Source organism: Proteus alimentorum, from assembly GCF_002607735.1.
In the GTDB taxonomy this organism is placed as follows: Bacteria; Pseudomonadota; Gammaproteobacteria; order Enterobacterales; family Enterobacteriaceae; genus Proteus; species Proteus alimentorum.
The window spans coordinates 110,192-135,799 of the sequence record NZ_NBVR01000020.1; the positions used below are offsets into that span (position 1 = coordinate 110,192).

The window sequence follows — 25,608 nt, forward strand, 5'->3', positions numbered from 1 at the left end:
GCGAAACTGTTGCAACAAGGAATTAAAATGAAAAAACTGCTCTCTCTTTTGGTCACGATGAGTTTGGCAGGATTCAGCACTGCAAGCCAGGCTGAGGATCTGCTTCAAGTTTATCAAAAAGCAAAGGACAGTAACCCTGAGTTACGCAAGTCATTAGCTGAACGAAATCAAGCTTTTGAAAAAATTAATGAAGCTCGTGGCTCATTATTACCCCAATTAGGATTAGGTGCGTCTGCTGATTATAAAAGCGGCTACCGTGATAATAACAACACCGAATCCAATTCTATTGGTGCAAATTTAACGCTGACTCAAAGTGTGTTTAACATGGCTTTATGGCGCCAATTAAACATTCAAGAAAAAACAGCGGGCATGAGCGATGTGACTTACCAAACAAGTCAACAAAAGCTGATTTTAGACACCGCGACCGCTTACTTTGATGTTTTACGTGCTATCGATTCATTATCATTTATTGAAGCGCAAAAAGAACAAGTTTACCGTCAGTTAGATCAAACAACTCAACGTTTTAACGTAGGTTTAGTGGCGATTACTGACGTACAAAATGCGCGTGCAAATTACGATAGCGTACTGGCACAAGAAGTGGCAGGTCGTAACCAATTAGATAATGCATTAGAAAAACTACGCCAAGTCAGTGGTATCTATTACATTAATCTGGCATCACTCAATATCAGCCGTTTTTCAACAACATCACCAGACTCTATTGATAAACTGCTAAAAGATGCAGAAGAACGTAATTTAAGTTTATTAAGTGCACGTTTAGGTCAAGATTTAGCACGCGAAAATATTCGTTTAGCGCAATCAGGCCACTTACCAACTGTCGATTTAAATGCCTCAACGGGTGTTTCAAATAGCCACAGTCATGGTAGTGCCTTACCGCCATCAAATATTAGCGATCGCAACAACTATAGTGGCCAGAATAGTATTGGCCTGTCTGTTAGCATCCCTCTGTATACGGGTGGCAGAACTAGCTCTCAAGTAGAACAAGCACAATATGGCTTTACGAGTGCAAGCGAACAATTAGAATCGGTTTATCGTTCTATTGTCCAAATCGCGCGTTCTTCTTATAACAATATTTCTGCGTCAATCAGTAGCATTAAAGCGTATCAACAAGTCGTTGTTTCTGCGCAAAGTTCATTAGATGCAACTGAAGCGGGTTATCAAGTGGGTACTCGTACTATTGTCGATGTGTTGAATGCTACAACAACGCTTTATGATGCAAAACAGAAATTATCCAACGCGCGTTATGACTATTTAATTAACCAATTAAATATTGAATATGCTCGTGGCACATTAAATGAAAATGACTTAATTCAGTTAAATAATGCACTGGGTGCAGAAATTTCCACTTCACCAGATAGCATTATTCGCGCGTTAACAAGCCCTGCTCTTAACGTGACGCCTTGATCGTGAATTAAGAATTTAGTCACTGATAAAAAACCGCTTTCAGCAATAAACTGATAAGCGGTTTTTTTTATGCTTCCTCTTCACATAAAATATTGTGTTATGGCTTAAATTAAGATCTCAACAATATCTATATTCTTGTATTAACAAATGCCTTAATTACAATTAGGTTAAAAAGAGAGGATTTACCTAATTTTATTCCCTTAACCTTATAAAGATCACAAATTTCTGGTTATCCCTGATGATTAGGCGTTTCTTATTTATTTTCTAGACTATTTAACCTATCCTAGCTTTTATTTTGAACGTTTTACCTTTTATGGATCTTATCAATATGCCAATGAAACGTACCAAATCGATTAATCGTGATGCTTTCCGTAAAGCATTTCGTCCTTATCGTCTGGCGCCTGTTGCAATCGCCATCACTGCTGTATTCGCGCTTTCAGGATGTGAAGAGAGCGATGAGACAGTTTCACTGTATATGAATGCACAAGAATGTGCTCAAGCGAATCCTTCACAAGCGGCACAGTGTGAAGATTCTTATCGCACAGCGATGCAAGAAGCACAGCGTACAGCACCTAAATATGCAACATTAGAAGACTGCGTAGCTGAATTTGGTGATGCACAATGCACACAAACAGCATCTATTGATGGACAGCCTGTTAGTACTGAAAATGCCAATAACTTAAGCCCTGACAGCTCACAAATGGCTCAAGCTAACTCTGGTGGTAGCTTCTTTATGCCATTAATGGCGGGTTATATGATGGGTCGTCTAATGGGTGGCGGTGCACCAGCACAACCTCTGTTTAGTTCGCGTAATCCAACAAGCCCTGCAAATGGTAAATTTGTGGATGCAACAGGCCGTAACTATGGTCCTGCAGTGGGTGGTCGTCAAATGAACGTACCCAAAACAGCCATGACACCAAAACCATCAACAACGTCGACAGTAACTCGTGGCGGCTTTGGTAATACAGTTTCAAGACAAGCAGCGGCTCAACGTACCAGTGCAACAAATAATAACCGTAGCTCTACGGGTTCATCTTCTTACCGTTCAGGTGGTTAATTAAAACCATGAAACGTGAAAATATCATTGAACGCCCGGATTGGCGTGAAAAAGCAACCGAATTTGGCTTTAACTTTCATACAATGTATGGCGAGCCTTACTGGTCTGAAGATGCTTACTATCAATTTTCAATGGAAGAAGTTGAAACGTTAGAAGAAACGACGGAAGAGTTGCATCAGATGTGCTTACAAGTCGCGGATAAAGTGGCGAATAGTGAAGCGTTGCTGACGCGTTTTCAAATCCCTCGTCACTGTTGGGATTTCGTCCGTGATTCATGGAAATCGTCTCAGCCTTCGCTCTATTCACGTCTTGACTTAGCCTATGACGGTAAAAGTCCGGCAAAACTATTAGAAAATAATGCAGATACGCCAACTTCGCTGTATGAATCTGCTTTTTTCCAATGGATCTGGCTTGAAGATCAAGTCAATGCAGGCCATTTACCCCAAAATGCCGATCAATTTAATAGCATTCAAGAAAAATTAATTGATCGTTTTGCAGAGCTTCGTGATCAATATGGAATGCGTTATCTGCATATGTCCTGTTGCCAAGATACTGAAGAAGATCGTGGTACGGTTCAATATTTACAAGATTGTGCTGAAGAAGCAGAAATAACAACTGACTTTGTCTTTATTGAAGATCTGGGGTTAGGTGAACGTGGTGAGTTAACTGATCTGCAAGATCAGATAATCAGCAATATGTTCAAACTTTACCCTTGGGAATTTATGTTCCGCGAAGACTTCTCAACTAAACTCGCTGATGCGGGTATTCGTTGGTTGGAGCCATCTTGGAAGAGCATTATTTCGAATAAAGCATTACTGCCAATGCTTTGGGAAATGTTCCCTAATCACCCAAATCTGCTACCTGCTTATTTTTATGATGGCAAAGCGCCTGATTCATTATCACGTTATGTTATCAAGCCACTGTTTTCACGCGAAGGTGCAAATATTCGTATTGTTGAAAATGGCAAAGATATTGCTGTTGCAGATGGTCCTTACGGTGAAGAAGGCTTTATTGTTCAAGGTTTCCACCCACTACCAAAATTCGGTGATAGCTATACATTAATTGGTAGTTGGCTGGTTAACGACCAATCGGCAGGTATTTGCATTAGAGAAGATAGAGAGCTTATCACTCAAGATCTCTCCCGCTTCTATCCACATATTATTTTAGATTAATAGAAATCTTAAAATTATATTGAGCACCTTATTGTTTATAAGCAGTAAGGTGTTTTTTATTGCAAAAACCTTCTCATTTTATGATTTCAATATATGGCTATATTCCAGAAATAATCATATCCATAGCAGATACAATCGCGGTATGGATCTCAGGTTTAACACACACGATATCAACTGTTCTTAACTTATTCTTTGCTACAACGGTTATAGATTTCGTCATAACAACATATTTCTGATTATCTATTTCAATAACGGGTGTCAATATTTCTACTTGAGAATTCTTATATGATAACTGAGTAATCGGTATAATAACCCGAGAATCAAGATCACTTAATAGCTCATTTTGAATATCAATAAAATAAGGGTATTGTTCTTTCGATTTGAGGGATTTGTTACGATATACCGTATATTGAGACATTAAATAACCCCATATTCATCGTCATCAGTAAACAACCCCATTTCTTGTTCAAATTCATTAAGAGCTTGGATGCCATTTTTGTTTTCCGCTTTCCACTGTTCTCGCTTTTTTTCACGAATTGCATCAGATAACATTTGATCGAGTGTTGCTGATAAATTAATTCCAAGCGCTCGCGCTTCATCCACCAATTTTGCGGTTAGATACACATTAACTCCTCGTTTATCTTTTTTACTCATTGCTAATGTTTTCATTATAAGCTCCATTTATGCGCATCATTTATGTGCATAAGTGTAGAGCAGATAATTATCAACATCAAACTAGAAGATATTCAAAAAAACATAATCGATTTATTTAATGAAATATAAAAAGTATTCATTGAATAGTAATGAAGCTTATCAGAGATTTATTCAAATAAAAATAAAATCAATATAAACAATAGGTTAAAAGTATTTATTATATCAATATAGAAAATTGGAAAGATCAACAGTGAGGGAAATATAATGAGTCGATACATTATATTTAATATAAAAAAGGTCAAATTCCACAAAAGTGAATTTGACCTTTAGATATTATAAATTAGTTTTTATTAAACAATCTTATCCAATTTGAAATGTCATCATGCTTAATGATTTATTCACAATATCATTGTTCAGCAACATCACTTTTTCACCATCTTGTTTTAAACCTAATAGGTATAACGCGGGTAAAAAATGCTCTGCTGTTGGATGGGATAATCGCCCTTCTTCCGTTGATAAAATTGTAAAGAGGTCAGTTGGCTCTTTGTCACTTTGCAAACTACTTTCTATTGCTTCACTAAACGAAAGTGCCCACGGATAAGGCATTGCATCACTGTTTTGCCAATCCATCATTCTTAAATTGTGAACAATATTACCGCTACCAATAATTAAGACGCCTTCTTTGCGTAATTCAACCAGTTTTTGCCCCAATTCAAAGTGCCATTGCGCTGATTGACGTGCATCAATGCTTAATTGAACAACTGGGATATTGGCATTTGGGTACATCTTTTCAAGTATCCCCCAACTCCCATGATCTAATCCCCATTGATCCATATCGAGTTTTAATTTAATCGGATCAATAAGATCTTCAATTAGCGCTGCTAAACCTATCGAGCCTCGTGCTGGGTATTCTATTGCATACAATTCTGGTGGAAAGCCATAAAAATCATGAATTGTCTTTGGTTGCGACATTGCCGTTACATAAGTTCCATCGGTATACCAATGGGCTGAAATCACTAAAATCGCTTTAGGCTGAGGAAGCGTTTCCCCTAATTTTGACCAGAGGCGAGTATATGTATTATCTTCTAATACATTCATTGGACTACCATGCCCAATAAACAGCGCTGGCATCATTTTTGTTTCCATAACCACCTCTTATGGCGAGTGTTCTTATCACATAAGCATACTGCCTTCTTACTTGAAATATAGTCAAAGAAGTATGAAATAGTTATTCAAAAAATATGAAAAAAGCCACCTAAGTTTCCTTAAGTGGCTTGATATAAGTGTGTGTGTGTTTTCAGTGTCGTTTATAACATGTTAATTTCAGCCAGCTTTTTTCTCCTCACGAAGACGATAAGCCACTAAATCTTCAATAGTTAACACTGGCATATTGTGCTTTTTAGCAAAAGTGATCACTTCTGGCGCTCTTGCCATTGTGCCGTCATCATTTGTTAATTCGCATAACACTGCAACAGGTTTAAAACCGGCTAAAGTTGCTAAATCAATCGATGCTTCTGTATGTCCACCACGCGTTAACACACCACCCGGTTGACCTCGTAATGGGAATACGTGACCCGGGCGATTTAAATCACTTGGTTTTGCATTGTCAGCCGCCGCTGCACGTACTGTGGTTAAACGATCAGAGGCTGAAACACCTGTTGTTACACCTTGTGCTGCTTCAATTGTTACTGTAAATGCCGTATGGAAATGACTGGTGTTATTTTCCACCATCATAGGCAAATCTAGTTGTTGACGGCGTTCTTCTGTAATGCATAAACAAACAATGCCACTACCATGACGAATAGACATCGCCATTTGTTCTGTAGTCATTGTTTCTGCGGCGAAAACCATATCACCTTCATTTTCACGGTTCTCGTCGTCGAGCACCATCACACCTTTACCAGCACGAAGGGCTTCTAGAGCAAGTTCAACACGCTCAAATGGATTACCGAATTCGGAAAGTAGCGTCTGATTCATGGTAAAAAAACCTCAATAATTAATGAAAGTTACCAGAATCAGGGCAGTCTTAGGAGTGGATCTCTGCTTAATAAGTACACAAGCAGAAACAACAGGAATGGATACAATGATCCTACTGATGCTATTTTATTCTCTCCCATCCAGACTTTAACTGTCGGCTCCAGGATCACACTGGATCTGCTGACCTTTGCATTACAATGGCAACACAAAGCGCTCGCGGGCTTTACCTAAGTATTTAGGTATCTACCGCCGGTGGGGACTTTCACCCCGCCCTGAGATTAACGGTGAAACTATACGCTTTAAAATTATAAGAGGCAATCATCAATCAACGACAATCTTTGTTTCATCACATAATCATTTTATGACATACGGTTATTTAACGATTTATAATAAAAAAGTAACAATAATCTTGATATCTGGTTTAATTCCCTCTGTCCTCATATTACACTTAGCCTCAGCTTTCTATTTTATTTGTGAGGACTTCCCATGTTGGACCCGAAAAAACTTGAACAAGTCGCGCGCCAAATCCAAAACGTTCTGCCACAGGGCATTAAAGATTTTGGTGATGATATTGATAAAAAAATCCGCACTGTTCTGCAATCTCAATTAAACAAATTGGATTTAGTCAATCGCGAAGAGTTTGATGTACAAACTCAAGTCTTATTACGTACTCGTGAAAAACTTAATCGTTTAGAACAACGTTTAAATGAGCTAGAAGCGGGTTTGCTGGCAAAACCTCAAACTGAAGTTGCTCAAATTGAAGAAGTTGAAATTGTGGTAGAGGCGCAAGCTGATAATAAAGATTAATCTATTCACTTTATTGCTGATTTCAGTTTAGTCATAAAACAAAAAACCCTGTATCTAACAAAGACACAGGGTTATTTTTTAGATATAAAAAGTTAATTAATCACTATTTTAACTCTGGCCAATAGTCTTTATTAACTTCAATTAAATCATCTAGAATTGCTTTTGCGACAGTCGCGCTTGGCACCGTTTTGGACATTGTAATAGCCTGCCAAAGTTTCAAATATGACTTTTCAATCCACGCTTCTACCACTAATTTTTCAACTGCAACTTGCTGGCCCATCATCCCTTTTTGGAATAATGGAATTTTACCCATGACTAAAGGCTCTGGCCCATGACTTCCGACAATACAAGGGATCTCAACCATTGCCTCAGGATCAAAATTAATAATTGATCCATTATTAGGAACGATCAGTAACATTCTTTCTTGCGTATTAAACGCAATAGCCGTTGCGAGATCGACAATATAAGAAGCATGTTCATCTATCTCAAGATGACCAGCAGATGATTTACCCGCAGCTGTAATTGCACGACACGCGCTAAAAACATTCTTTTCTCTGTGCTCCATCACTTCATTCGCTCGTGTATGGTTAGGATCAGAATGATCAACAACATAATCAGGGAATAGATAATACTTTAAGTAAGTATTTGGCATCGTATCTGGATCTAATGCCCATACATCTTTTGCTTTACCAAAGGTATCATTCCAGCTTGCTTCAACAGGCTCCCCCGCCACTTTTGGAATATATCCATATTCTGCAACATGCTTTCTGATAATCGGTAATAGATCATTACCTTGTAAATCTTCAACTTGCGTCCACCAGCCAAAATGATTTAAGCCATAATAACGGACACGCATCTCTTTACGTGATTTTAATCCTGCAATTTGTGCCATGCGTGATTCAATACCAATTGGCATATCGCAGATATTTAAGATTTTGGCATTGGGTTTTAAACGACGGGTAGCTTCAGCGACAATAGCTGCTGGATTAGAATAATTTAACATCCATGCATTTGGTGAATATTTTTCCATATACTCAACCAATTCTAACACGCCACCAATAGAACGCATGCCATAAGCAATACCACCAGGTCCACACGTTTCTTGCCCTAACACACCATGACGTAAAGGAATTTTTTCATCTTTTTCACGCATAGGGTATTTACCGACACGGATATGTGCCATCACAAAATCAACATCAGTAAAAGCTGTTTTAGGATCAGTGGTATAACAAAACTCAATTTCAGGTGCTTTTTCAGTAAGAACTATTTCACAAGCTTTAGCAATAGTTTCTTGCCGCTCGGCATCATTGTCATAAAATTTGATGGCTCTTAATGGAAAACGTTTTAAATTTTCCAGTAGCATCAAAATAATACCGGGTGTAAATGTACTTCCGCCACCTGCAATTACGACTGAGAATTTCTTCATTATATAGCCTCCGACAAGGTGATTTTTTGTGTATCTTCTTTCATCAATTGTTCAATCTTGTCTCTCACTTGAGAAACGTGTAGCCCGATAATGATTTGTAATGCATGACCTTTACGCACTACACCATGTACACCGAGCCGTTTAAAATAGTCATCTGTTTCAACGAATTCGCTATCGATAACTTCAATACGTAAACGGGTTGCACAGTTATTTAAAGATTTGATATTTACACTTCCTCCCAAGCCTTCAAGAATGCCTTTAGGCAGTGCAAGTTTGCGGTCTTCTTTTGCTATTTTTGAGTTATCTAAAGACTGTGATTTCTTATTTTTATAATCTTGTTTGCTATATAGTTTGATCTCTTCGTCGTCCTCTTCACGACCCGGCGTTTTTAAATTAAGTTTGATAATTAATGTTCTAAACACCACAAACCAAATTATTGTAAAAATAAGACCTATAACTATTTGCGTAATAATCATTCCGTAATGGTTATGAAACATGGGGATCCAATTCATTGGTAGGAAGTTATCAATAATGCCCCCTCCCATATTTCCCACCACTCCAAAATGATAAAGTGTCGTCGCTAAGGTAGCTGCAAGTACGGCATGGATCGCAAATAATAATGGTGAGATAAATAGGAATGTGAATTCTAAGGGTTCTGTTATTCCGACAAAGACAGCTGTCAGTGCTGCAGGGATAAGTAACCCCGCGATTTTAGCTCTATTTTTAGGCGCAGCTGTAGAATAAAGCGCTAATGCTATACCAATAGAACCAAAGACTTTACTATTGCCGTGTAATGCAAACCCACCTTCAGGAAATAACTCTTTTAAAGATTGAGTACTTTGACTGAAATATTGCATATTCTGAGCCCAATCCACTTGGATCCCATGTTCAGTGACTGCAGGGCCAAAAATAAAAGGTCCATAAATAAAATGATGTAAACCAGTGGGAATTAAAATACGCTCAAGAAAGGTATATATCCAAACACCCAAAGAGCCTGATTCAACCATAAACACTTGTAAAGATTGAATACCAATTTGCACTTTAGGCCAGAAAAATAACGTTATCCACGCTAAAGGCAACATCACAAAAAAACCAATTAATACAACATAAGATGTTCCTTGAAATATACCTAGAAATACAGGAAGCTGTTTATCGAAATAACGATTATGTATACCTGTTACAATACCAGCAATAATAATTGCACCAATAATACTGGTATCTAATGTTTTAATACCGGCAATCATTGTCAGGCCACTATTTCCACCGACTTCATTTGTAAAGTCCACGCCAAAATAACTGCCCCAAACAATACCCATTGCATTAATAAAGTAATTCCAAGTAAGAAAACTCACCATAACTGCAAGGCAAGCTCTTGCTTGTGCCGTTTTGGCTAAACCTATTGGTAAACCAATTGCAAAAATAAGAGGCATATTGCGAAAAACAGTCCATCCTCCCTCTTCAATAATATGAACAATTTGAGCAAATATACTATCGGGTCTTAATAAATCTTCACTAATAAATAATGGATTCTGTAATAGAATTGCAATGCCTACAACAATACCTGCAAAAGGAAATAGCAGGACAGGAGTAAACATGGCTCCACCAAATCTTTGTATTTGACTGAGCATAAAAATATCCTCTTATTTACTGCTACTGGGACGACATGCTATTTAATTTATTTTTATTCTGTAAATTCAGATTAGATTCTTTTCTCTTTATTATCTCACTCGAAATGAGTTATTCGTGATCTGATTCATATTAATCATTCAAGCAAAGTGATCTACCTTTTGGTCAAAAAGCAGATCACTTTTTATTTCTTGATAACGTTCACATTTTCAATCTATAAATCATATTGCTATATATCAAAAGATTAGACTTAGATATTCTAAATATAGAAAGTTATTTTTTAGAATAAAAAGAGGTATAAAAATGATCTATAAAGACATTGCAAAAAGCCTAAGAATTCAAATAAATTCGACAGGGTATCAAATTGGTGACACATTACCGGCTGAAAAAACATTGGCAGAACAATACGCTGTTTCAAGGATGACTATCCGTAAAGCAATAGACTTACTGGTTATCGCAGGTTTATTAGAACGGAAGCAAGGCTCAGGAACTTATATTAAAGAGAAAGATGTTCATCATGAAAATGCAAGCTTAAAAGGTTTTGTTGAATTAATGGCAAATACAGGCCACAATGTAAGAAGTGAAGTTATCGAATTTAGTGTTATTTCCTGCCCTTTATCTATTGCCAGTAAATTACGAATTAATTCAAATGAACGAATTTTTTATTCAAGGCGAATACGTTATGTTGACAATAAACCACTTATTGTTGAAGACAGTTATATGCCTGTTAAATATTTTAGTAATTTAACATTAACTCATTTAGAAGGTTCTAAATTTGATTTTATTGAAAATATTTGCCAAATAAAAATAGCGGGAAGTTACGAGACATTTCATCCTATAATGCCAGACAACAATATTTGTCAATTATTAAAAATAGAAAATAACATTCCAATATTAAGACTCAGTACATTATCATACAGTATCCATGGTGATTATATTAACTATTCAATAATGTACAGGAATACACAAGATTATATTGTTGAGTATCATTTAAAACGAGAGAAATAATTATTGATAACAAATAATATTAGAGAATAATAATTAATTGCTATAGAAAAAAAGCACCCCGTAGAGTGCTTTCCTTTAGGCTGAATAAAAGCGCTTAATTATTTCTTTTTAATCGCATTAATAATATTCGTTGTAGAAATACCATCTTCAAAATTCAGCACTTTGACTTCACCACCTGCGGCCCAAACCTCTTTGCTACCCGCGATATCTTCTGGCTTATAGTCGCCACCTTTAACTAAGATATCCGGTAATACAGAGGCAATTAAGCGCTGTGGTGTATCTTCTTCAAACGCAACAACCCAATCAACTGCACCTAAAGCACCCAATACTGTCATACGCTGTTCTAATGGATTAACAGGACGACTTTCACCTTTTAAGCGCTTAGTAGACGCATCACTATTTACTGCCACAATAAGGCGATCACCTAATTTGCGTGCATTCACTAAATAGCTAACGTGACCTGCATGAAGAATATCAAAACAACCATTCGTCATCACAATACGCTCACCGCGCTGACGCGCTAATTCGACGGCTTGTTTTAACTGTTCTTCTTCCATCATGCCAAACCCGTTGTCAGAACGACCACGAATCGCATTTTCAAGCTCAATAGGTGACACCGTTGATGTCCCTAATTTACCCACAACAACGCCTGCGGCTGCGTTAGCAAGGAAGCAGGCTTCACCTAAAGGTTTGCCAGCAGCTAAAGAGGTTGCTAATACGCCAATTACCGTATCACCCGCACCAGTAACATCATAAACTTCTTGTGCTTGGGTTGGTAAATGCAATGGGGCTTCATTAGCGCGAAGTAAGCTCATTCCACGCTCTGAACGAGTGATCAGCAGTGCTTCAAGATCTAAATCTCGAACTAATTGAGCCCCTTTTTCCACCAGCTCATCATCCGTTTTACAAACACCGACCACTTGTTCAAATTCAGACATATTTGGTGTTAATAGCGTTGCACCGCGATAACGTTCGAAATCTGATCCCTTAGGATCGATTAATACAGGTACACCCGCTTTTTTTGCCAGTTGGATCATCTCTTGAACATGAGAAAGCGCCCCTTTGGCATAATCTGATAAAACCAGTGCACCAATAGAAGGTAATGCTTGCTGAATACGTTCATAAATAGGTTGAGGATCAACATTGCTAAATCCCTCTTCAAAATCAAGACGGATTAATTGCTGATTCCGAGAAAGAACACGTAATTTGGTGATCGTTGGGTGTGTCGCAACAGAGACAAAATCACAACGCACATTGACCTGATTTAATGTATTGCTCAATGCTTTTGCAGCTTCATCAATACCTGTTAAACCCACTAAACGCGAATTAGCACCAAGAGACGCAATATTCATTGCAACGTTTGCTGCACCACCTGGTCGCTCTTCTGTGGTATCGACTTTCACCACTGGCACTGGGGCTTCTGGTGAAATTCGACTTGTTGGGCCATACCAATAGCGGTCTAACATGACGTCACCGACAACCAACACATTGGCCTTATTAAAATCCGGCAGCGTTACTTTCATCCCATACTCCACATTTATTTTCAAAATAAGCCGAAATAATACCATAACTTGTTAGGCAAAAAGAGATACACATAAGACTTCATGCCAACAAACCATTACTCTTGTTCACCAAGCCACTTCAGTTTGCTTTTTAATACACACGCTCGCTCTGCGGTAAAACAATGATTATCCACAATGGCTGGTAATGCTTGTAGCGCCAGATGATGCAATTCATTACGCAATGTGACATAAGCATGTGTTAAAGCGAGAGATTCATCTTCATCCATCACTTGATGCTTTGCCATTAGCTCAAAAATACGCACATTATCAGACCAACGCGTTAAAGCTGGGTATTGGTGAGAAAAACGCAAGACTAAATATTGCGCGATAAATTCAATATCCGTAATACCACCAGACGAGGTTTTTAAATCAAACTTGTCTGCTTGTGTTGGTGCTAGATGTTGCACCATTTTTTTACGCATATCGCGCACTTCATTTTGTAACACATCAGCATCACGGGAAAGGCATAACGTTTCATGACGAATACGTGAAAACATCTGTTGTAACTCATCATCACCATAAATCATTCTAGCGCGAATTAAAGCTTGATGTTCCCAAGTCCAAGCTTCATTTTTCTGATATTCATCAAAAGCTTGAATAGTACTAACCAACATACCCGATTCCCCCGAAGGGCGTAAACGCGCATCGACTTCATACAACACGCCAGAAGATGTTCTAGTACTAAACAAATGGATAATACGCTGTGCTAAACGCAGATAAAATTGGCGGGCATCAATCTGTTTTGCTCCCGTTGTCACCGTGTTTATTGGACAATCTAATAAAAAGACCAAATCCAAATCAGAGCTATATCCTAACTCCCATCCTCCCAACTTACCGTATCCAATCACCGCAAAACCCAATCCATCACGATGAGCTAAATGTTCAGGCTCACCATAACGTTTCACCATATATGACCAAGCTTGATGAACAACAGCATGAATAATAGCTTCAGCTAAATAGGTTAAGTGGTCGCTAACCTTCATGACAGGCAATACACCTGTAATATCTTCAGCTGCGATGCGGAGTAATTGGGCTTGCTTAAATTGGCGTAATGCTTCTAATCGTTGCTCTTCATCTTCTTCGGGTACACGTAGTAAATATTGACGTAATTCATCACGATACGCATCTAAAGGCAGAGGTTGATAGAGAGAATTAGGATCAAGTAATTCATCTAACAATAGAGGGTGAAGCGCGAGTTGTTCAGCGATCATCGGAGATGCTGCACAGAGTCGTATGACATGCGTTAAAACTTCATCCGACTCTTGCATTAACTCTAAATACGTTGTGCGACTCACAATGCTTAATAGCAAAGGCGTCACACGTTGTAGTGTTACTAGGGTTTGAGGCTGCTGGCAAATTTTAGCCAATAGTTTTGGCATTAAGGCATCAAGAACATCGCGTCCTCTCGGCCCAATTGTTCGCTTGCCAATATCTTGGCGAAAATTCTGTAACGTCTGATTTATCGCTTCGAGCACTTCAATGGTTAATGTCTCATGAAATAATGGCGACGTTTCAGGCAAGCGACCAAGCAACCAAAGACGCTTAAATTCAGAGATATCGTCTTCATCATCGTTCTCGTCTTCTTCACCAATTAACTGTGTGAAAATCACGGAAACAGCCTGCATCTTATGGTTAATTTCTTGATAAAGTGTTTCCCAATCATCAAATCCCATTGCAAAAGTTAATCGAACTTTATCTTCTTCACTTTCAGGTAAGGTTTGGGTTTGTTGATCGCCAATAGATTGCAGTAAATTTTCTAATCGACGAAGGAAAAGATAGCTTTCTGTCAGTTGAGTGGTTTCTTGTGAGGTTAACAACCCAAGTTTGGTGATGGCATTAAGCACGGTTAACAATGAATTACTTTGTAACTCTGGCTCTCTTCCTCCACGAATTAGCTGGAAAACCTGAGTAATAAATTCGATTTCACGAATACCACCAGAGCCTAATTTTATATTATCAATCATGCCACGACGACGAACTTCACGACTTATCATGGATTTCATATTTCTAAGTGATTGAATAACACTAAAATCAATATAACGACGATAAACAAAAGGACGCAACATTTGCCGTAAAACTTGGCAATACTCTTTCTTTTCTGCACCTAAGACACGCGCTTTGATCATCGCGTAGCGTTCCCAATCACGCCCTTGCTCTTGATAATAATCTTCCAGTGCGGCAAAGCTCATGACTAAAGGTCCACTTTCACCAAAAGGGCGTAATCGCATATCAACACGATAGACAAAACCATCAATGGTATGCTGATCCAGCGCCTTAATCAGCTTTTGACCTAAACGAGTAAAAAACTGTGCATTATCTAATTCTCGGCGTCCACCTTGGGTAAACCCATTTTCAGGATAGGCAAAAATCAAGTCGATATCAGAAGAAAAGTTAAGCTCAAACCCACCTAACTTTCCCATTCCTAAAATCAGTAATGGCTGAGGTTTTCCCTCATTATCACAAGGCGTTCCCCATTGTTGGCAACATTGTTGATAAAGCGTATCTCTTGCGACACAAATTAATGTTTCAGCCAATACGCTCAAATGTTTTAGCGCACAAGGAATATCGACTAATTGAAAAAATTGTAGCCATGCAATGCGCACTAATTGTTGATGACGAAATTGGCGTAAAATCCGCATCACATCATCTTCATTTTTAATATTGGCTAATTTTGCTGTTAATTGAGACTCATAACTTTGCCATTCCACACTGGTGGGGGGATTTTGCCTGATATCAGTCAACCATTGAGGATTAACACGTAAATGCTCTGTTGCAAAAGGGCTAAACGCAAAAAACTGTTGTTCAGATCCACTAAAAGGCGCTAACGCATTTAATTGAGAAGAGAACCCACACTGTGCTTTATTCCACAATTGTTGAAATACACCGATAACAGACATAAATAGACTCTCAAGTTGTCAGAAAATTAAGCAATAGATAGTAACCACGCCATAGAAGATAACTTAAAGTTCAACCATAAAACATGATAATAATCGGTTGCTGTTGTAAATGTTAACGGCGAAATCGCGTTGAGTGATTGTTCCATAGACTCAGGTAAATCAGACTGTTTTTTGCACCAATCTGAAAATAACGCCAACATAGCTGGCATGGTAATAGTTGGTGGTGTTGGATTAGCAAAAATGGCTTCTTCTAATGCTTGTATTGCACTTAACCATTTTGTGAGTTGTTGAGCGGTTGTATCACTAGGAGAAAGATTGACCACACTTAGCGATAAAGCGGGTTTCTCTTTCGCCAAATAATAGCCACGAGCCGCTTTACTGCGAGAAGCAAGACGCAATCCACCTTTTTCACCTAAATAAGTCGCTAATGCGATAACATCTGATACATGACCTTTTTTGAGTTCTAACTCGAACTCTTCAATCGGCAACTCATATTGATGAGTGCGAATAGCCCCTTTATCTAACACCACTTCAATTTGGCTATCTTGAAAATCCACCAGCCAGATTTCGCGATAAAAATCGGTATTAAACAGCACATCAAGTTGCGTTTCTAATAGAGTAAGATCGGTATTTTCTGGCCAGATCTCTGCTGGAAAGCGGGCTAAATCTAATTTAGGGTATTCTAATTTCACGTTATATTCCGGACGTTGATGCAAACCTGCAACGACTTTACCAGCTGTTTTAATTGTCATTTCATAACTTTCATCAACACCACGAATACGCAGCCCCATATCCCAACGACGAATTTGATTATCTGTCGTCTCAAAGTAAAGATTAGTCAGCTTTTTGGGTGCAGAGTGCTGATGGGGTAGAGTCAGAATGCGCTGAATAATCTGAGGAATAGCGGCAGGTATGGCACTCATTTTGAGTTCGGTTTCTAATTGGCTCATTCTATTTCCCTTAAGTAAATCAATTGATTAGTAAAATATTTAACGCATTTTCATTTTGCAAGTGATAGCCTAATAACAATAATGAATAAAAGGCAGATTATCCTTATATTCTACCAGTTAAGAGTGTTCTCATTCTGGTTTACTATTTGCTTACGCAAACTTTACTCTTTAGTATCAGTAAAAATATTCTCTTGTATAGATAAAAAAGTTGAAAACATAATGCGAAAATTACCCTTACTTTTTCTTTCCTTACTTGGCTTAGGCATTTCTCTGAGCTCACACGCAGAAACTCGTTATGTTTCCGATGAATTATCCACTTACGTACACAGTGGACCAGGAAATCAGTATCGAATTGTTGGCTCTTTAAATTCGGGCTCAACCGTTACTGTACTTTCTCGTAACGCAGCAACGGGTTATGTACAGATTAAAGACGATAAAGATCGTACCGTTTGGTTACCAGAAAACCAACTCAGTGCCCAACCAAGTATGCGTACTCGCATTCCTGCTATGGAAAAAGAGATCCAAACACTACGTGATAAACTGGCGAATATTGACCAGAGCTGGAACCAACGTACCACTGATATGCAAAATAAAGTTTCAAACAGCGATGACATCATCAATGGCTTGAAAAAAGAAAACGAACAAATGAGAACAAAGCTCGCTGTCGCAGAGAAAAAACTCGATTTTGCTAATCAACAATTAGATGACAGACAACGCGATATCATCTTACAGTGGTTTATGTATGGCGGTGGTGTTGCTGGTGCAGGTCTTATTTTTGGTCTGATCCTTCCGCATATTATTCCGCGTCGTCGTAAACGTAATGATCGTTGGATGAACTAATATCCAATCAAAGGAACAGTGATCCCGTGAATATATACCTTGTTGGTGGCGCTGTGCGCGATCAATTATTACAGATGCCAGTCAAAGACAGAGATTGGGTTGTTGTCGGTGCAACACCTGAAATACTGTTACAACAAGGCTATCAACAAGTAGGCAAAGATTTTCCTGTTTTTCTTCATCCAGATACTCATGAAGAATATGCCCTTGCACGTACGGAACGAAAATCAGGCTCAGGTTACACGGGTTTCACTTGTTATGCAGCACCGGATGTCACGTTAGAAGACGATCTCGCTCGTCGTGATCTCACCATTAATGCCATTGCTTATTCTGCTGATGGTCAATATGTCGATCCTTACCATGGCATAGATGACATCAATGCGAGACAACTTCGCCATGTTTCTGAAGCGTTTTCAGAAGATCCTTTAAGAGTTTTGCGGGTTGCTCGTTTTGCTGCACGGTTTGCGCCTTTGGGATTTAATGTTGCGCCTGAAACACTGCAATTAATGAAGACGATGGCACAAAGTGGTGAGTTAAATGCACTAACGGCTGAGCGTGTTTGGAAAGAGACTGAAAAAGCCCTTGAAAGTCCCGCGCCCCAAGTCTATTTTGACGTTTTACGTCAATGTGGTGCTTTAAGCGTTCTTTTTCCTGAAATTGATGCGTTATTTGGTGTGCCTGCTCCTGAAAAATGGCACCCAGAAATCGATACGGGTATTCACACCATGATGGTGCTTAATATCGCCAGTCAATTAACTGACGATATTGCCGTGCGCTTCAGTGCCTTATGCCATGATTTGGGAAAAGGATTAACACCGCCTGAAAATTGGCCTCATCACCATGGTCATGGTCCTGCGGGTGTTCCTTTAGTTGAAGCCTTGTGCCAACGTTATCGTATTCCTAATCATATCCGTGATTTGGCTCGCTTAACGGCAAGATTTCATGACCATATCCATCGTATTGATAGAATGCGCCCTTCTAAAATAATCCGCTTATTTGATGCTATTGATGCATGGCGAAAACCCGAACGCGTTGAACAATTAGCGATGGTGAGTGAAGCCGACGCCAGAGGACGCAAAGGAGCAGAAAATCTTGTCTATCCACAACGCGTGTTTCTTTGCCAAGCTTTTGCTGTTGCAAATAATGTGGATATTAAGCCAATCATTGAAAGTGGATTAAAAGGAAGTGCAATACGAAATGCGCTAACCAAACAACGAGAAGTCGCGATTATAAAGTGGAAATCGCGACTTAATCAGGATCCGCGCTAATTAAGCTTTACGCTCAATAATCACACCAACATTTGTGGCTTGCGCAACAGCCCCAGGTTTCGCTAATTTAATTTTTACTCTAGGCACAGCAAATTGCGTTATTAATAGCTGTGCCACTTCTTCAGCAACTCGTTCAACTAATTCAAAACGTCGAGTCTCAACATAGTCAATAATTGCATTGCTTACACTAGCATAATCTAAACAATGAACCACATCATCGGTTTGGGATGCGCGTTTGTTATCCCATTCCATTTCGATATCGAACACTAGTTTTTGTTTTATGGTTTTTTCCCAATCATAAACACCGATTGTGGTTATTACTGATAATTGCTCAATAAATACGATATCCATCACGTCATCTCTTATTTTTCTGCTCATCGGATACCACTTCCGATGAAATATGCGTATTATCCATACATGCCTAACGAACTTACATCAACATTGGAGAATACAAATGAGTGCTAACGCACTTGGAATGATCATCTTCGCCTATTTGTGCGGCTCAATCTCCAGCGCGATATTGATTTGCCGACTGGCAAGACTCCCTGATCCAAGAAAATTTGGCTCTGGCAATCCCGGAGCGACCAACGTCCTACGTATTGGTGGAAAAGCAGCCGCAGCGGCAGTACTTATTTGTGACGTCCTAAAAGGGATGATCCCTGTTTGGCTCGCCTACTACTTAAATGTGCCTCCTTTTTACCTCGGCATTGTGGCAATTGCAGCTTGCCTTGGGCATATCTACCCTGTTTTCTTCCACTTTAAAGGCGGAAAAGGCGTCGCCACTGCATTTGGTGCTATTGCTGCCATTGGTTGGGACTTAAGTGGACTTATCGCAGGAACGTGGTTACTCACCGTTTTACTGAGTGGCTATTCATCGCTTGGTGCAATTATCAGCGCACTGCTTGCCCCTTTCTATGTTTGGTGGTTTAAACCCGAATTCACTTATCCCGTTGCTTTATTATCATGTCTGGTACTTTACCGTCATCACGACAATATTCAACGTTTATGGCGTGGTCAAGAGAGCCGTATCTGGCATAAGTTAAAGAAAAAGACTGAAAAAACAGAAAAAGAGATCATTCAAGAAGCGAAAGAGCAAGAAAAAGAAGATTAATCTCACTCAGCCTTAAAGCTAGAATGGACAAAAAAGCCACTTTTCAGTGGCTTTTCTTTTATTGACGCGTTATTGATTTTCAAGGGCTGGCAACTCAGCTAAAGGCCAACGAGGTCTTACGGTCACACTTAACGGACCTTCTGTACCACCTTTAAAGCGGATCATTCCCGCTAGTGCAATCATTGCGCCATTATCAGTACACAATTCAGGGCGCGCATAAAAAACTTCGCCGCCTAATTGCGTCATTACAGTTTCCATTTTTGCACGCAATGTACGATTAGCACTGACCCCCCCCGCCATCACTAAACGTTTAAAGCCTGTTTGTTCTAAAGCTCTACGACATTTTATCGCAAGCGTATCAACAACCGCATCTTCAAATGCCCGTGCAATATCAGCGCGAGTTTGGTCTGAATCATCATTTTGACGAATAGTATTAGCTGCAAAGGTTTTTAAACCCGAGAAACTAAAATCAAGTCCCGGTCTGTCTGTCATTGGACGAGGAAAGACAAAGCGACCTTCTGTGCCTTGTTGCGCCATTTTCGATAATACAGGGCCACCGGGGTAATCTAATCCCAACAGTTTTGCCGTTTTATCAAAAGCTTCACCAGCGGCATCATCAATAGATTCACCGAGTAAAGTGTATTCACCAATGCCTGTCACACTAATTAATTGTGTATGACCACCTGAAACCAGAAGTGCCACAAATGGAAACTCAGGTGTTTTCTCTTCAAGCATTGGTGCCAATAAATGGCCTTCCATATGATGAACCGGAATAGCGGGAACATCCCACGCAAACGCTAATGAGCGCCCAATGGTTGCTCCTACAAGTAACGCGCCAACAAGGCCGGGACCCGCAGTATAAGCAACCGCATCAATATCTTTTGCCGTAAGATTTGCTTCTTTCAGTGCCGCTTGAATAAGAGGGACTGTTTTACGGATATGATCCCGTGAAGCAAGCTCAGGAACGACCCCACCATAATCGGCGTGCAGTTTAATTTGGCTATAAAGTTGATTCGCTAATAGACCGGCTTTATCATCGTAAATTGCGATACCGGTTTCATCGCAAGATGTTTCAATACCTAAAACTCGCATGGCGCTTCCAAATTCTTCTTCGCTAACTCGCGTAATGCATCGATTGTATCATTATTTCGGTGATTTTATACGCCTTCACAACATCTTTTACATACCAGCATGTGACAAATTCCTTTTTCTGGTCTATAATTATTCACCTATTTTAAGTGATTTAAATGTGTGGTTAGCGACTGTCGCTTTTTGTGTACTCCCAAAAAAGACACAAAAGTGAGAGTTTGCGTTTCAATTTTGTGCATCTCTTTACAAAGTGCCCTGCTTTGAAGTAAAATTCCGCACCATTTTAAATGTCGGCTGGCTTAAATAATGCCAGCGCAAACCGATTTCTATTGAGGTGAGAGGCACATGCCGGTAATCAAAGTACGTGAAAACGAGCCATTTGACGTTGCTCTTCGTCGTTTCAAACGCTCTTGTGAAAAAGCAGGCGTATTAGCAGAAGTTCGTCGTCGTGAGTTTTATGAAAAACCAACGACTGAACGTAAACGCGCTAAAGCATCAGCAGTAAAACGTCACGCTAAAAAATTAGCTCGCGAAAACGCACGTCGTACTCGTCTGTACTAATATTTTGCGGCTTATACCGCAACGTATGCAGACACTGTAGTCGCAGTTAAAGGCCGTGCTTTCTTCTGAGAGCGCGGCTTATTCTCGTTCAACAACAGGCGTAAAAGGGCTTATGGCTGGACGAATTCCACGTTCATTTATCAATGATTTGCTAGCTCGAACCGATATCATCGATCTTATCGACGCTCGCGTGCCGTTAAAAAAACAAGGCAAAAATCATTCAGCGTGTTGTCCGTTTCATAATGAAAAAACGCCCTCTTTCACAGTAAATAGCGACAAACAGTTTTACCACTGTTTTGGTTGTGGTGCGCATGGCAATGCTATTGATTTTTTAATGAATTACGACAGGCTTGATTTTGTTGAAACCATTGAAGAGTTAGCAGCAATGCATGGGTTAGAAGTTCCTTATGAATCAGGAACCGGCAGTAGCCCCATTGAACGACATATAAGACAAAATCTCTATCAAGTGATGGAGAAGTTGAATCAGTATTATAGCAGCGCTCTCAATAAACCTGATGCACAGGATGCAAGAAACTACCTTGCGCATCGTGGGCTTAGTGAAGATATTATTACCCGTTTTTCTATTGGATTTGTACCAACAGGTTGGGATAACGCCCTAAAACGTTTTGGTCAAAGTGCCGATAATAAAGCCTTACTTCTTGAAGCGGGTATGGTAATAACTAACGATAATGGTCGCACTTATGATCGTTTTCGCCAACGAGTCATGTTTCCTATCCGAGATAGACGTGGCCGTGTTATTGCCTTTGGTGGGCGTGTTTTAGGTGATGATTTACCTAAATACTTAAACTCACCAGAAACAGAGATATTCCATAAGGGACGTCAGCTTTACGGACTTTATGAAGCGCAACAATCTAATAATAACGTCACAAAGCTATTAGTTGTTGAAGGTTATATGGATGTTGTGGCATTAGCGCAGTTTGGTATTGATTATGCCGTTGCCTCATTAGGAACCTCCACCACAGCAGAACATATCCAGTTGCTCTTTCGGACAACGGATAACATTATTTGCTGCTATGATGGAGATAGAGCTGGGCGTGATGCCGCATGGCGAGCATTAGAAACCGCCCTTCCTTTTTTAAATGATGGACGCTCTTTACGTTTTATGTTTTTACCCGAAGGTGATGATCCCGATTCATTGGTTCGTCGTGAAGGTAAAGAAGCTTTTGAAAAACGTATGGAACAAGCACATTCATTATCAGAATTTTTATTTGATTCACTCGTTCCTCAAGTGGATCTGAGTACTCAAGAAGGCAATGGTAAGCTATATAGTTTAGCCAGACCATTAATAGATAAGATCCCAAGTGAAACTTTACGTCTATATTTATTAAGAGAGCTTGGAAGCTTAACGGGAAATCCCGATATTGAGCAGATGGATCGTTTATTTGGTAGAACAGCGGTTAATCACGAATTATCGTATCAACCGATAAAATTACGCACAACACCAATGCGTATATTGATTGCCCTATTGATACAAAATCCGGAGTTCTCTAAATTAGTGCCCCCTCTCGAGGGATTAAGTACAGAAAAAATTGCAGGTCTATCACTTTTTATTGAATTAGTTTCTGTTTGCCAAGCACAACCAGGTCTGAATACAGGACAGATTATCGAACTCTATAGAGAGAATAAATTCGGTAAACAGCTTGAAAAATTGGCAATGTGGAACGATATAGATATAGATGAGATTGCAGAGAAAACCTTTACAGACACGTTAGATCATCTTTTTTTAACCGCAATGGACGAACGTTTAAACACGCTTATTGCGAAAGAGAGAACAGAAGGTCTAACGCAAGATGAACGCGAAGAAGTCCAATTGATAATACAGGCACGCGTTAAAAAGTAAACACAGAATTAAGATTAAAAACACGGCTTAATTGCCGCTATCGGTAGGTACTAAAAACCTACATTTGCTACGCTGAGGGGACCGTAGCAATCGACAATGAAAATGCCCCTCCGTAGTTATTGTTGGCTGAACAGTTATCGCCGACCGACACCAACCCAAATTACTTTGAAGTGTGGATACCGTCTTATGGAGCAAAACCCGCAGTCACAGCTGAAGCTACTTGTTACTAAAGGTAAGGAGCAAGGCTACCTGACCTATGCTGAGGTCAATGACCATCTGCCGGAAGATATCGTCGATTCAGATCAAATCGAAGACATCATCCAGATGATTAACGACATGGGCATTCAGGTTATGGAAGAAGCACCTGACGCCGATGATCTGATGCTGGCAGAAAATTCAAATGACACTGATGATGATGCTGCAGAAGCCGCAGCTCAGGTACTTTCTAGTGTAGAATCTGAGATTGGCCGTACAACCGACCCTGTGCGTATGTATATGCGCGAAATGGGTACTGTTGAACTGCTCACCCGGGAAGGTGAAATTGATATCGCAAAACGCATTGAAGATGGTATTAACCAAGTTCAATGTTCTGTTGCAGAATATCCTGAAGCAATTACTTATCTTCTTGAACAGTACGATCGCGTTGAAGCTGGCGAAGCGCGTCTTTCAGACTTAATTACTGCATTTATTGACCCAAATGCCGAAGAAATGGCAGAAAGCGAAGATGTCAATTTAGGCAAAGAAGACGATGAAGTTGCCAACGATGCAGATGACGAAGATGAAGATGAAGACGAAGATGGCGACAATGACAGCGATAGCGATGACGATAACAGCATCGATCCTGAATTAGCACGCCAGAAGTTTACTGAGCTTCGTGAGCAATACGAAAAAACTCGCCAAACTATCAAGGCGAAAGGTCGTAACCACAAAGATACAGAGCTTGAAATCTTATTGTTATCTGAAATTTTCAAACAGTTCCGTTTAGTACCGAAACAATTTGATTATTTGGTTAACAATATGCGTGACATGATGGACCGAGTGCGTGCTCAAGAGCGTCACATCATGCGTCTTTGTGTTGATCAAGTTAAGATGCCAAAGAAAAACTTCATTACGCTGTTTACAGGTAACGAAACCAATGACACATGGTTCACTGCTGCTCGTGCAATGAACAAACCTTGGTCTGAAAAACTGGCAGGTATTGAAGAAGAAGTACAACGCAGTCTACAAAAGCTGCAACAAATCGAAGTTGAAACTGGTCTGACAATCGAACAGGTTAAAGATATTAACCGTCGTATGTCTATCGGTGAAGCAAAAGCACGTCGTGCGAAAAAAGAGATGGTCGAAGCGAACTTACGTCTCGTTATCTCTATCGCGAAAAAATATACCAACCGTGGCTTACAGTTCCTTGACCTCATTCAGGAAGGGAATATCGGTCTGATGAAAGCGGTTGATAAATTTGAATACCGTCGTGGTTATAAGTTCTCAACTTATGCAACATGGTGGATCCGTCAGGCAATTACTCGTTCAATCGCGGATCAGGCGCGTACAATCCGTATCCCTGTTCACATGATCGAAACGATTAATAAACTGAACCGCATCTCTCGTCAAATGTTGCAAGAGATGGGACGTGAGCCTTCACCAGAAGAGCTGGCAGAACGCATGCTAATGCCTGAAGACAAGATCCGTAAGGTACTGAAAATCGCTAAAGAACCTATCTCCATGGAAACCCCAATCGGTGACGATGAAGATTCACATTTAGGTGATTTTATCGAGGATACGACTCTCGAATTACCGCTGGATTCTGCAACATCAGAAAGCTTACGTTCAGCAACTCATGAAGTGTTAGCAGGTTTAACATTACGTGAAGCGAAAGTCCTGCGTATGCGTTTTGGTATCGATATGAATACCGACCATACCTTGGAAGAAGTGGGTAAACAGTTTGATGTTACCCGTGAACGTATTCGTCAGATTGAAGCAAAGGCACTGCGTAAATTACGCCACCCAAGCCGCTCTGAAGTGTTACGTAGCTTCCTTGATGAGTAATCAACTTACTTTTCAATAAAAGTTATAATAAACGCCTGTGATATCACAGGCGTTTTTTTATGGGATTTCGACACCGTATCTACAATCTATCTAATCTACGATAGATTTCACCTACACATATTTATAAAAAATAGCCTTATTATTTATATTATTGTACCTGTGCGTAACCTTATCTATAAATCATTACATTATATTATTGATATTACAGCTATTTTCTGTTTTATTTTTTTATTGTTTAGATTGAACAGAATTTGCGCATACAGTCATTCAAAGGCTAGAC

The 25,608-nt window shown here is 39.5% G+C and carries 22 protein-coding genes and 1 riboswitch; of the genes, 11 read left to right on the forward strand and 11 right to left on the reverse strand.

The features are described 5' to 3' along the window. Positions 1-27: 27 nt before the first annotated feature. From tolC to B6258_RS05725, 3 genes are all read left to right on the forward strand, one after another. A complete protein-coding gene (gene tolC, locus B6258_RS05715) occupies positions 28-1,422 on the forward strand; it encodes an outer membrane channel protein TolC (protein WP_099074459.1) in 1,395 nt (464 codons plus the stop codon). A 328-nt stretch (positions 1,423-1,750) separates the two neighbouring features. Further along, the gene (locus tag B6258_RS05720) at positions 1,751-2,479 is read left to right on the forward strand and encodes a DUF1190 family protein (RefSeq protein ID WP_099074460.1); all 729 of its coding nucleotides are present in this window, start codon (positions 1,751-1,753) and stop codon (positions 2,477-2,479) included. A gap of 8 nt (positions 2,480-2,487) precedes the next feature. Further along, positions 2,488-3,651, forward strand: coding sequence for a glutathionylspermidine synthase family protein (locus B6258_RS05725; RefSeq protein WP_099074461.1), 1,164 nt, complete (start codon positions 2,488-2,490; stop codon positions 3,649-3,651). A 97-nt stretch (positions 3,652-3,748) separates the two neighbouring features. On the opposite strand, the gene B6258_RS05730 is transcribed toward B6258_RS05725, so the two are convergent. The 4 genes from B6258_RS05730 to ribB all read right to left on the reverse strand — a co-directional run bounded on the left by B6258_RS05730 (position 3,749) and on the right by ribB (position 6,282). Further along, a complete protein-coding gene (locus B6258_RS05730) occupies positions 3,749-4,069 on the reverse strand; it encodes a CcdB family protein (protein WP_099074462.1) in 321 nt (106 codons plus the stop codon). Then, entirely contained in the window at positions 4,069-4,320 is a 252-nt protein-coding gene (locus tag B6258_RS05735) for a type II toxin-antitoxin system CcdA family antitoxin (RefSeq protein WP_099074463.1), read from the reverse strand. The genes B6258_RS05730 and B6258_RS05735 overlap by 1 nt, the downstream gene beginning before the upstream one ends. A gap of 345 nt (positions 4,321-4,665) precedes the next feature. Continuing rightward, complete coding sequence (gene ygiD, locus B6258_RS05740; protein ID WP_099074464.1) at positions 4,666-5,451, reverse strand: 4,5-DOPA-extradiol-dioxygenase; 786 nt, start codon at positions 5,449-5,451, stop codon at positions 4,666-4,668. Between the two features lie 177 nt (positions 5,452-5,628). After that, positions 5,629-6,282 carry a 3,4-dihydroxy-2-butanone-4-phosphate synthase gene (ribB, locus tag B6258_RS05745; RefSeq protein ID WP_072070063.1) on the reverse strand — a complete coding sequence of 218 codons (654 nt, stop codon included), beginning with the start codon at positions 6,280-6,282 and terminating at the stop codon, positions 5,629-5,631. A gap of 124 nt (positions 6,283-6,406) precedes the next feature. Beyond that, positions 6,407-6,566: riboswitch (FMN riboswitch) on the reverse strand. Positions 6,567-6,768: 202 nt separating this feature from the next. Between ribB and ubiK the strand changes: the two genes are divergently transcribed. Further along, a complete protein-coding gene (gene ubiK / locus B6258_RS05750) occupies positions 6,769-7,089 on the forward strand; it encodes a ubiquinone biosynthesis accessory factor UbiK (protein ID WP_099074465.1) in 321 nt (106 codons plus the stop codon). Positions 7,090-7,192: 103 nt separating this feature from the next. On the opposite strand, the gene B6258_RS05755 is transcribed toward ubiK, so the two are convergent. Further along, positions 7,193-8,515 carry a 6-phospho-alpha-glucosidase gene (locus B6258_RS05755; protein WP_099074466.1) on the reverse strand — a complete coding sequence of 441 codons (1,323 nt, stop codon included), beginning with the start codon at positions 8,513-8,515 and terminating at the stop codon, positions 7,193-7,195. Further along, the gene (locus B6258_RS05760; RefSeq protein WP_099074467.1) at positions 8,515-10,143 is read right to left on the reverse strand and encodes an alpha-glucoside-specific PTS transporter subunit IIBC; all 1,629 of its coding nucleotides are present in this window, start codon (positions 10,141-10,143) and stop codon (positions 8,515-8,517) included. The genes B6258_RS05755 and B6258_RS05760 overlap by 1 nt, the downstream gene beginning before the upstream one ends. Before the next feature lie 301 nt (positions 10,144-10,444). On the opposite strand from B6258_RS05760, the gene B6258_RS05765 reads away from it, so the two are divergent. Then, positions 10,445-11,149: a GntR family transcriptional regulator gene (locus B6258_RS05765; protein ID WP_099074468.1), complete on the forward strand. Its 705-nt coding sequence runs from the start codon at positions 10,445-10,447 to the stop codon at positions 11,147-11,149. A 98-nt stretch (positions 11,150-11,247) separates the two neighbouring features. Here the strand turns inward: B6258_RS05765 and hldE are convergent, their stop codons facing one another. The 3 genes from hldE to B6258_RS05780 form a co-directional block, all read right to left on the reverse strand. Beyond that, the gene (gene hldE / locus B6258_RS05770; RefSeq protein ID WP_099074469.1) at positions 11,248-12,672 is read right to left on the reverse strand and encodes a bifunctional D-glycero-beta-D-manno-heptose-7-phosphate kinase/D-glycero-beta-D-manno-heptose 1-phosphate adenylyltransferase HldE; all 1,425 of its coding nucleotides are present in this window, start codon (positions 12,670-12,672) and stop codon (positions 11,248-11,250) included. A gap of 95 nt (positions 12,673-12,767) precedes the next feature. Then, on the reverse strand, positions 12,768-15,608 hold the full coding sequence (glnE, locus tag B6258_RS05775) for a bifunctional [glutamate--ammonia ligase]-adenylyl-L-tyrosine phosphorylase/[glutamate--ammonia-ligase] adenylyltransferase (RefSeq protein ID WP_099074470.1): 2,841 nt from the start codon (positions 15,606-15,608) through the stop codon (positions 12,768-12,770). Positions 15,609-15,634: 26 nt separating this feature from the next. After that, positions 15,635-16,558: a CYTH domain-containing protein gene (locus B6258_RS05780; RefSeq protein WP_099074471.1), complete on the reverse strand. Its 924-nt coding sequence runs from the start codon at positions 16,556-16,558 to the stop codon at positions 15,635-15,637. 219 nt (positions 16,559-16,777) lie between these two features. Between B6258_RS05780 and B6258_RS05785 the strand changes: the two genes are divergently transcribed. Both B6258_RS05785 and B6258_RS05790 read left to right on the forward strand, forming a co-directional pair. Then, positions 16,778-17,398 carry a TIGR04211 family SH3 domain-containing protein gene (locus tag B6258_RS05785; RefSeq protein WP_099074472.1) on the forward strand — a complete coding sequence of 207 codons (621 nt, stop codon included), beginning with the start codon at positions 16,778-16,780 and terminating at the stop codon, positions 17,396-17,398. 26 nt (positions 17,399-17,424) lie between these two features. Further along, the gene (locus tag B6258_RS05790; protein ID WP_099074473.1) at positions 17,425-18,663 is read left to right on the forward strand and encodes a multifunctional CCA addition/repair protein; all 1,239 of its coding nucleotides are present in this window, start codon (positions 17,425-17,427) and stop codon (positions 18,661-18,663) included. Here the strand turns inward: B6258_RS05790 and folB are convergent, their stop codons facing one another. Continuing rightward, positions 18,664-19,014, reverse strand: a complete 351-nt coding sequence (gene folB / locus B6258_RS05795) for a bifunctional dihydroneopterin aldolase/7,8-dihydroneopterin epimerase (RefSeq protein WP_099074474.1) — start codon at positions 19,012-19,014, stop codon at positions 18,664-18,666. It lies immediately after the preceding gene. Positions 19,015-19,117: 103 nt separating this feature from the next. Between folB and plsY the strand changes: the two genes are divergently transcribed. Continuing rightward, the gene (gene plsY / locus B6258_RS05800) at positions 19,118-19,774 is read left to right on the forward strand and encodes a glycerol-3-phosphate 1-O-acyltransferase PlsY (RefSeq protein WP_023582777.1); all 657 of its coding nucleotides are present in this window, start codon (positions 19,118-19,120) and stop codon (positions 19,772-19,774) included. Positions 19,775-19,843: 69 nt separating this feature from the next. Here plsY and tsaD read toward each other — a convergent pair whose 3' ends face one another. Next, positions 19,844-20,866, reverse strand: a complete 1,023-nt coding sequence (gene tsaD, locus B6258_RS05805; RefSeq protein ID WP_099074475.1) for a tRNA (adenosine(37)-N6)-threonylcarbamoyltransferase complex transferase subunit TsaD — start codon at positions 20,864-20,866, stop codon at positions 19,844-19,846. A 342-nt stretch (positions 20,867-21,208) separates the two neighbouring features. Here tsaD and rpsU point away from each other — a divergent pair, with 342 nt between their 5' ends. From rpsU to rpoD, 3 genes are all read left to right on the forward strand, one after another. After that, positions 21,209-21,424, forward strand: coding sequence for a 30S ribosomal protein S21 (rpsU, locus tag B6258_RS05810; RefSeq protein WP_001144069.1), 216 nt, complete (start codon positions 21,209-21,211; stop codon positions 21,422-21,424). A 112-nt stretch (positions 21,425-21,536) separates the two neighbouring features. After that, complete coding sequence (dnaG, locus tag B6258_RS05815; protein WP_099074476.1) at positions 21,537-23,285, forward strand: DNA primase; 1,749 nt, start codon at positions 21,537-21,539, stop codon at positions 23,283-23,285. A gap of 186 nt (positions 23,286-23,471) precedes the next feature. Continuing rightward, positions 23,472-25,328: an RNA polymerase sigma factor RpoD gene (gene rpoD, locus B6258_RS05820; RefSeq protein ID WP_099074477.1), complete on the forward strand. Its 1,857-nt coding sequence runs from the start codon at positions 23,472-23,474 to the stop codon at positions 25,326-25,328. Positions 25,329-25,608: the final 280 nt, after the last annotated feature.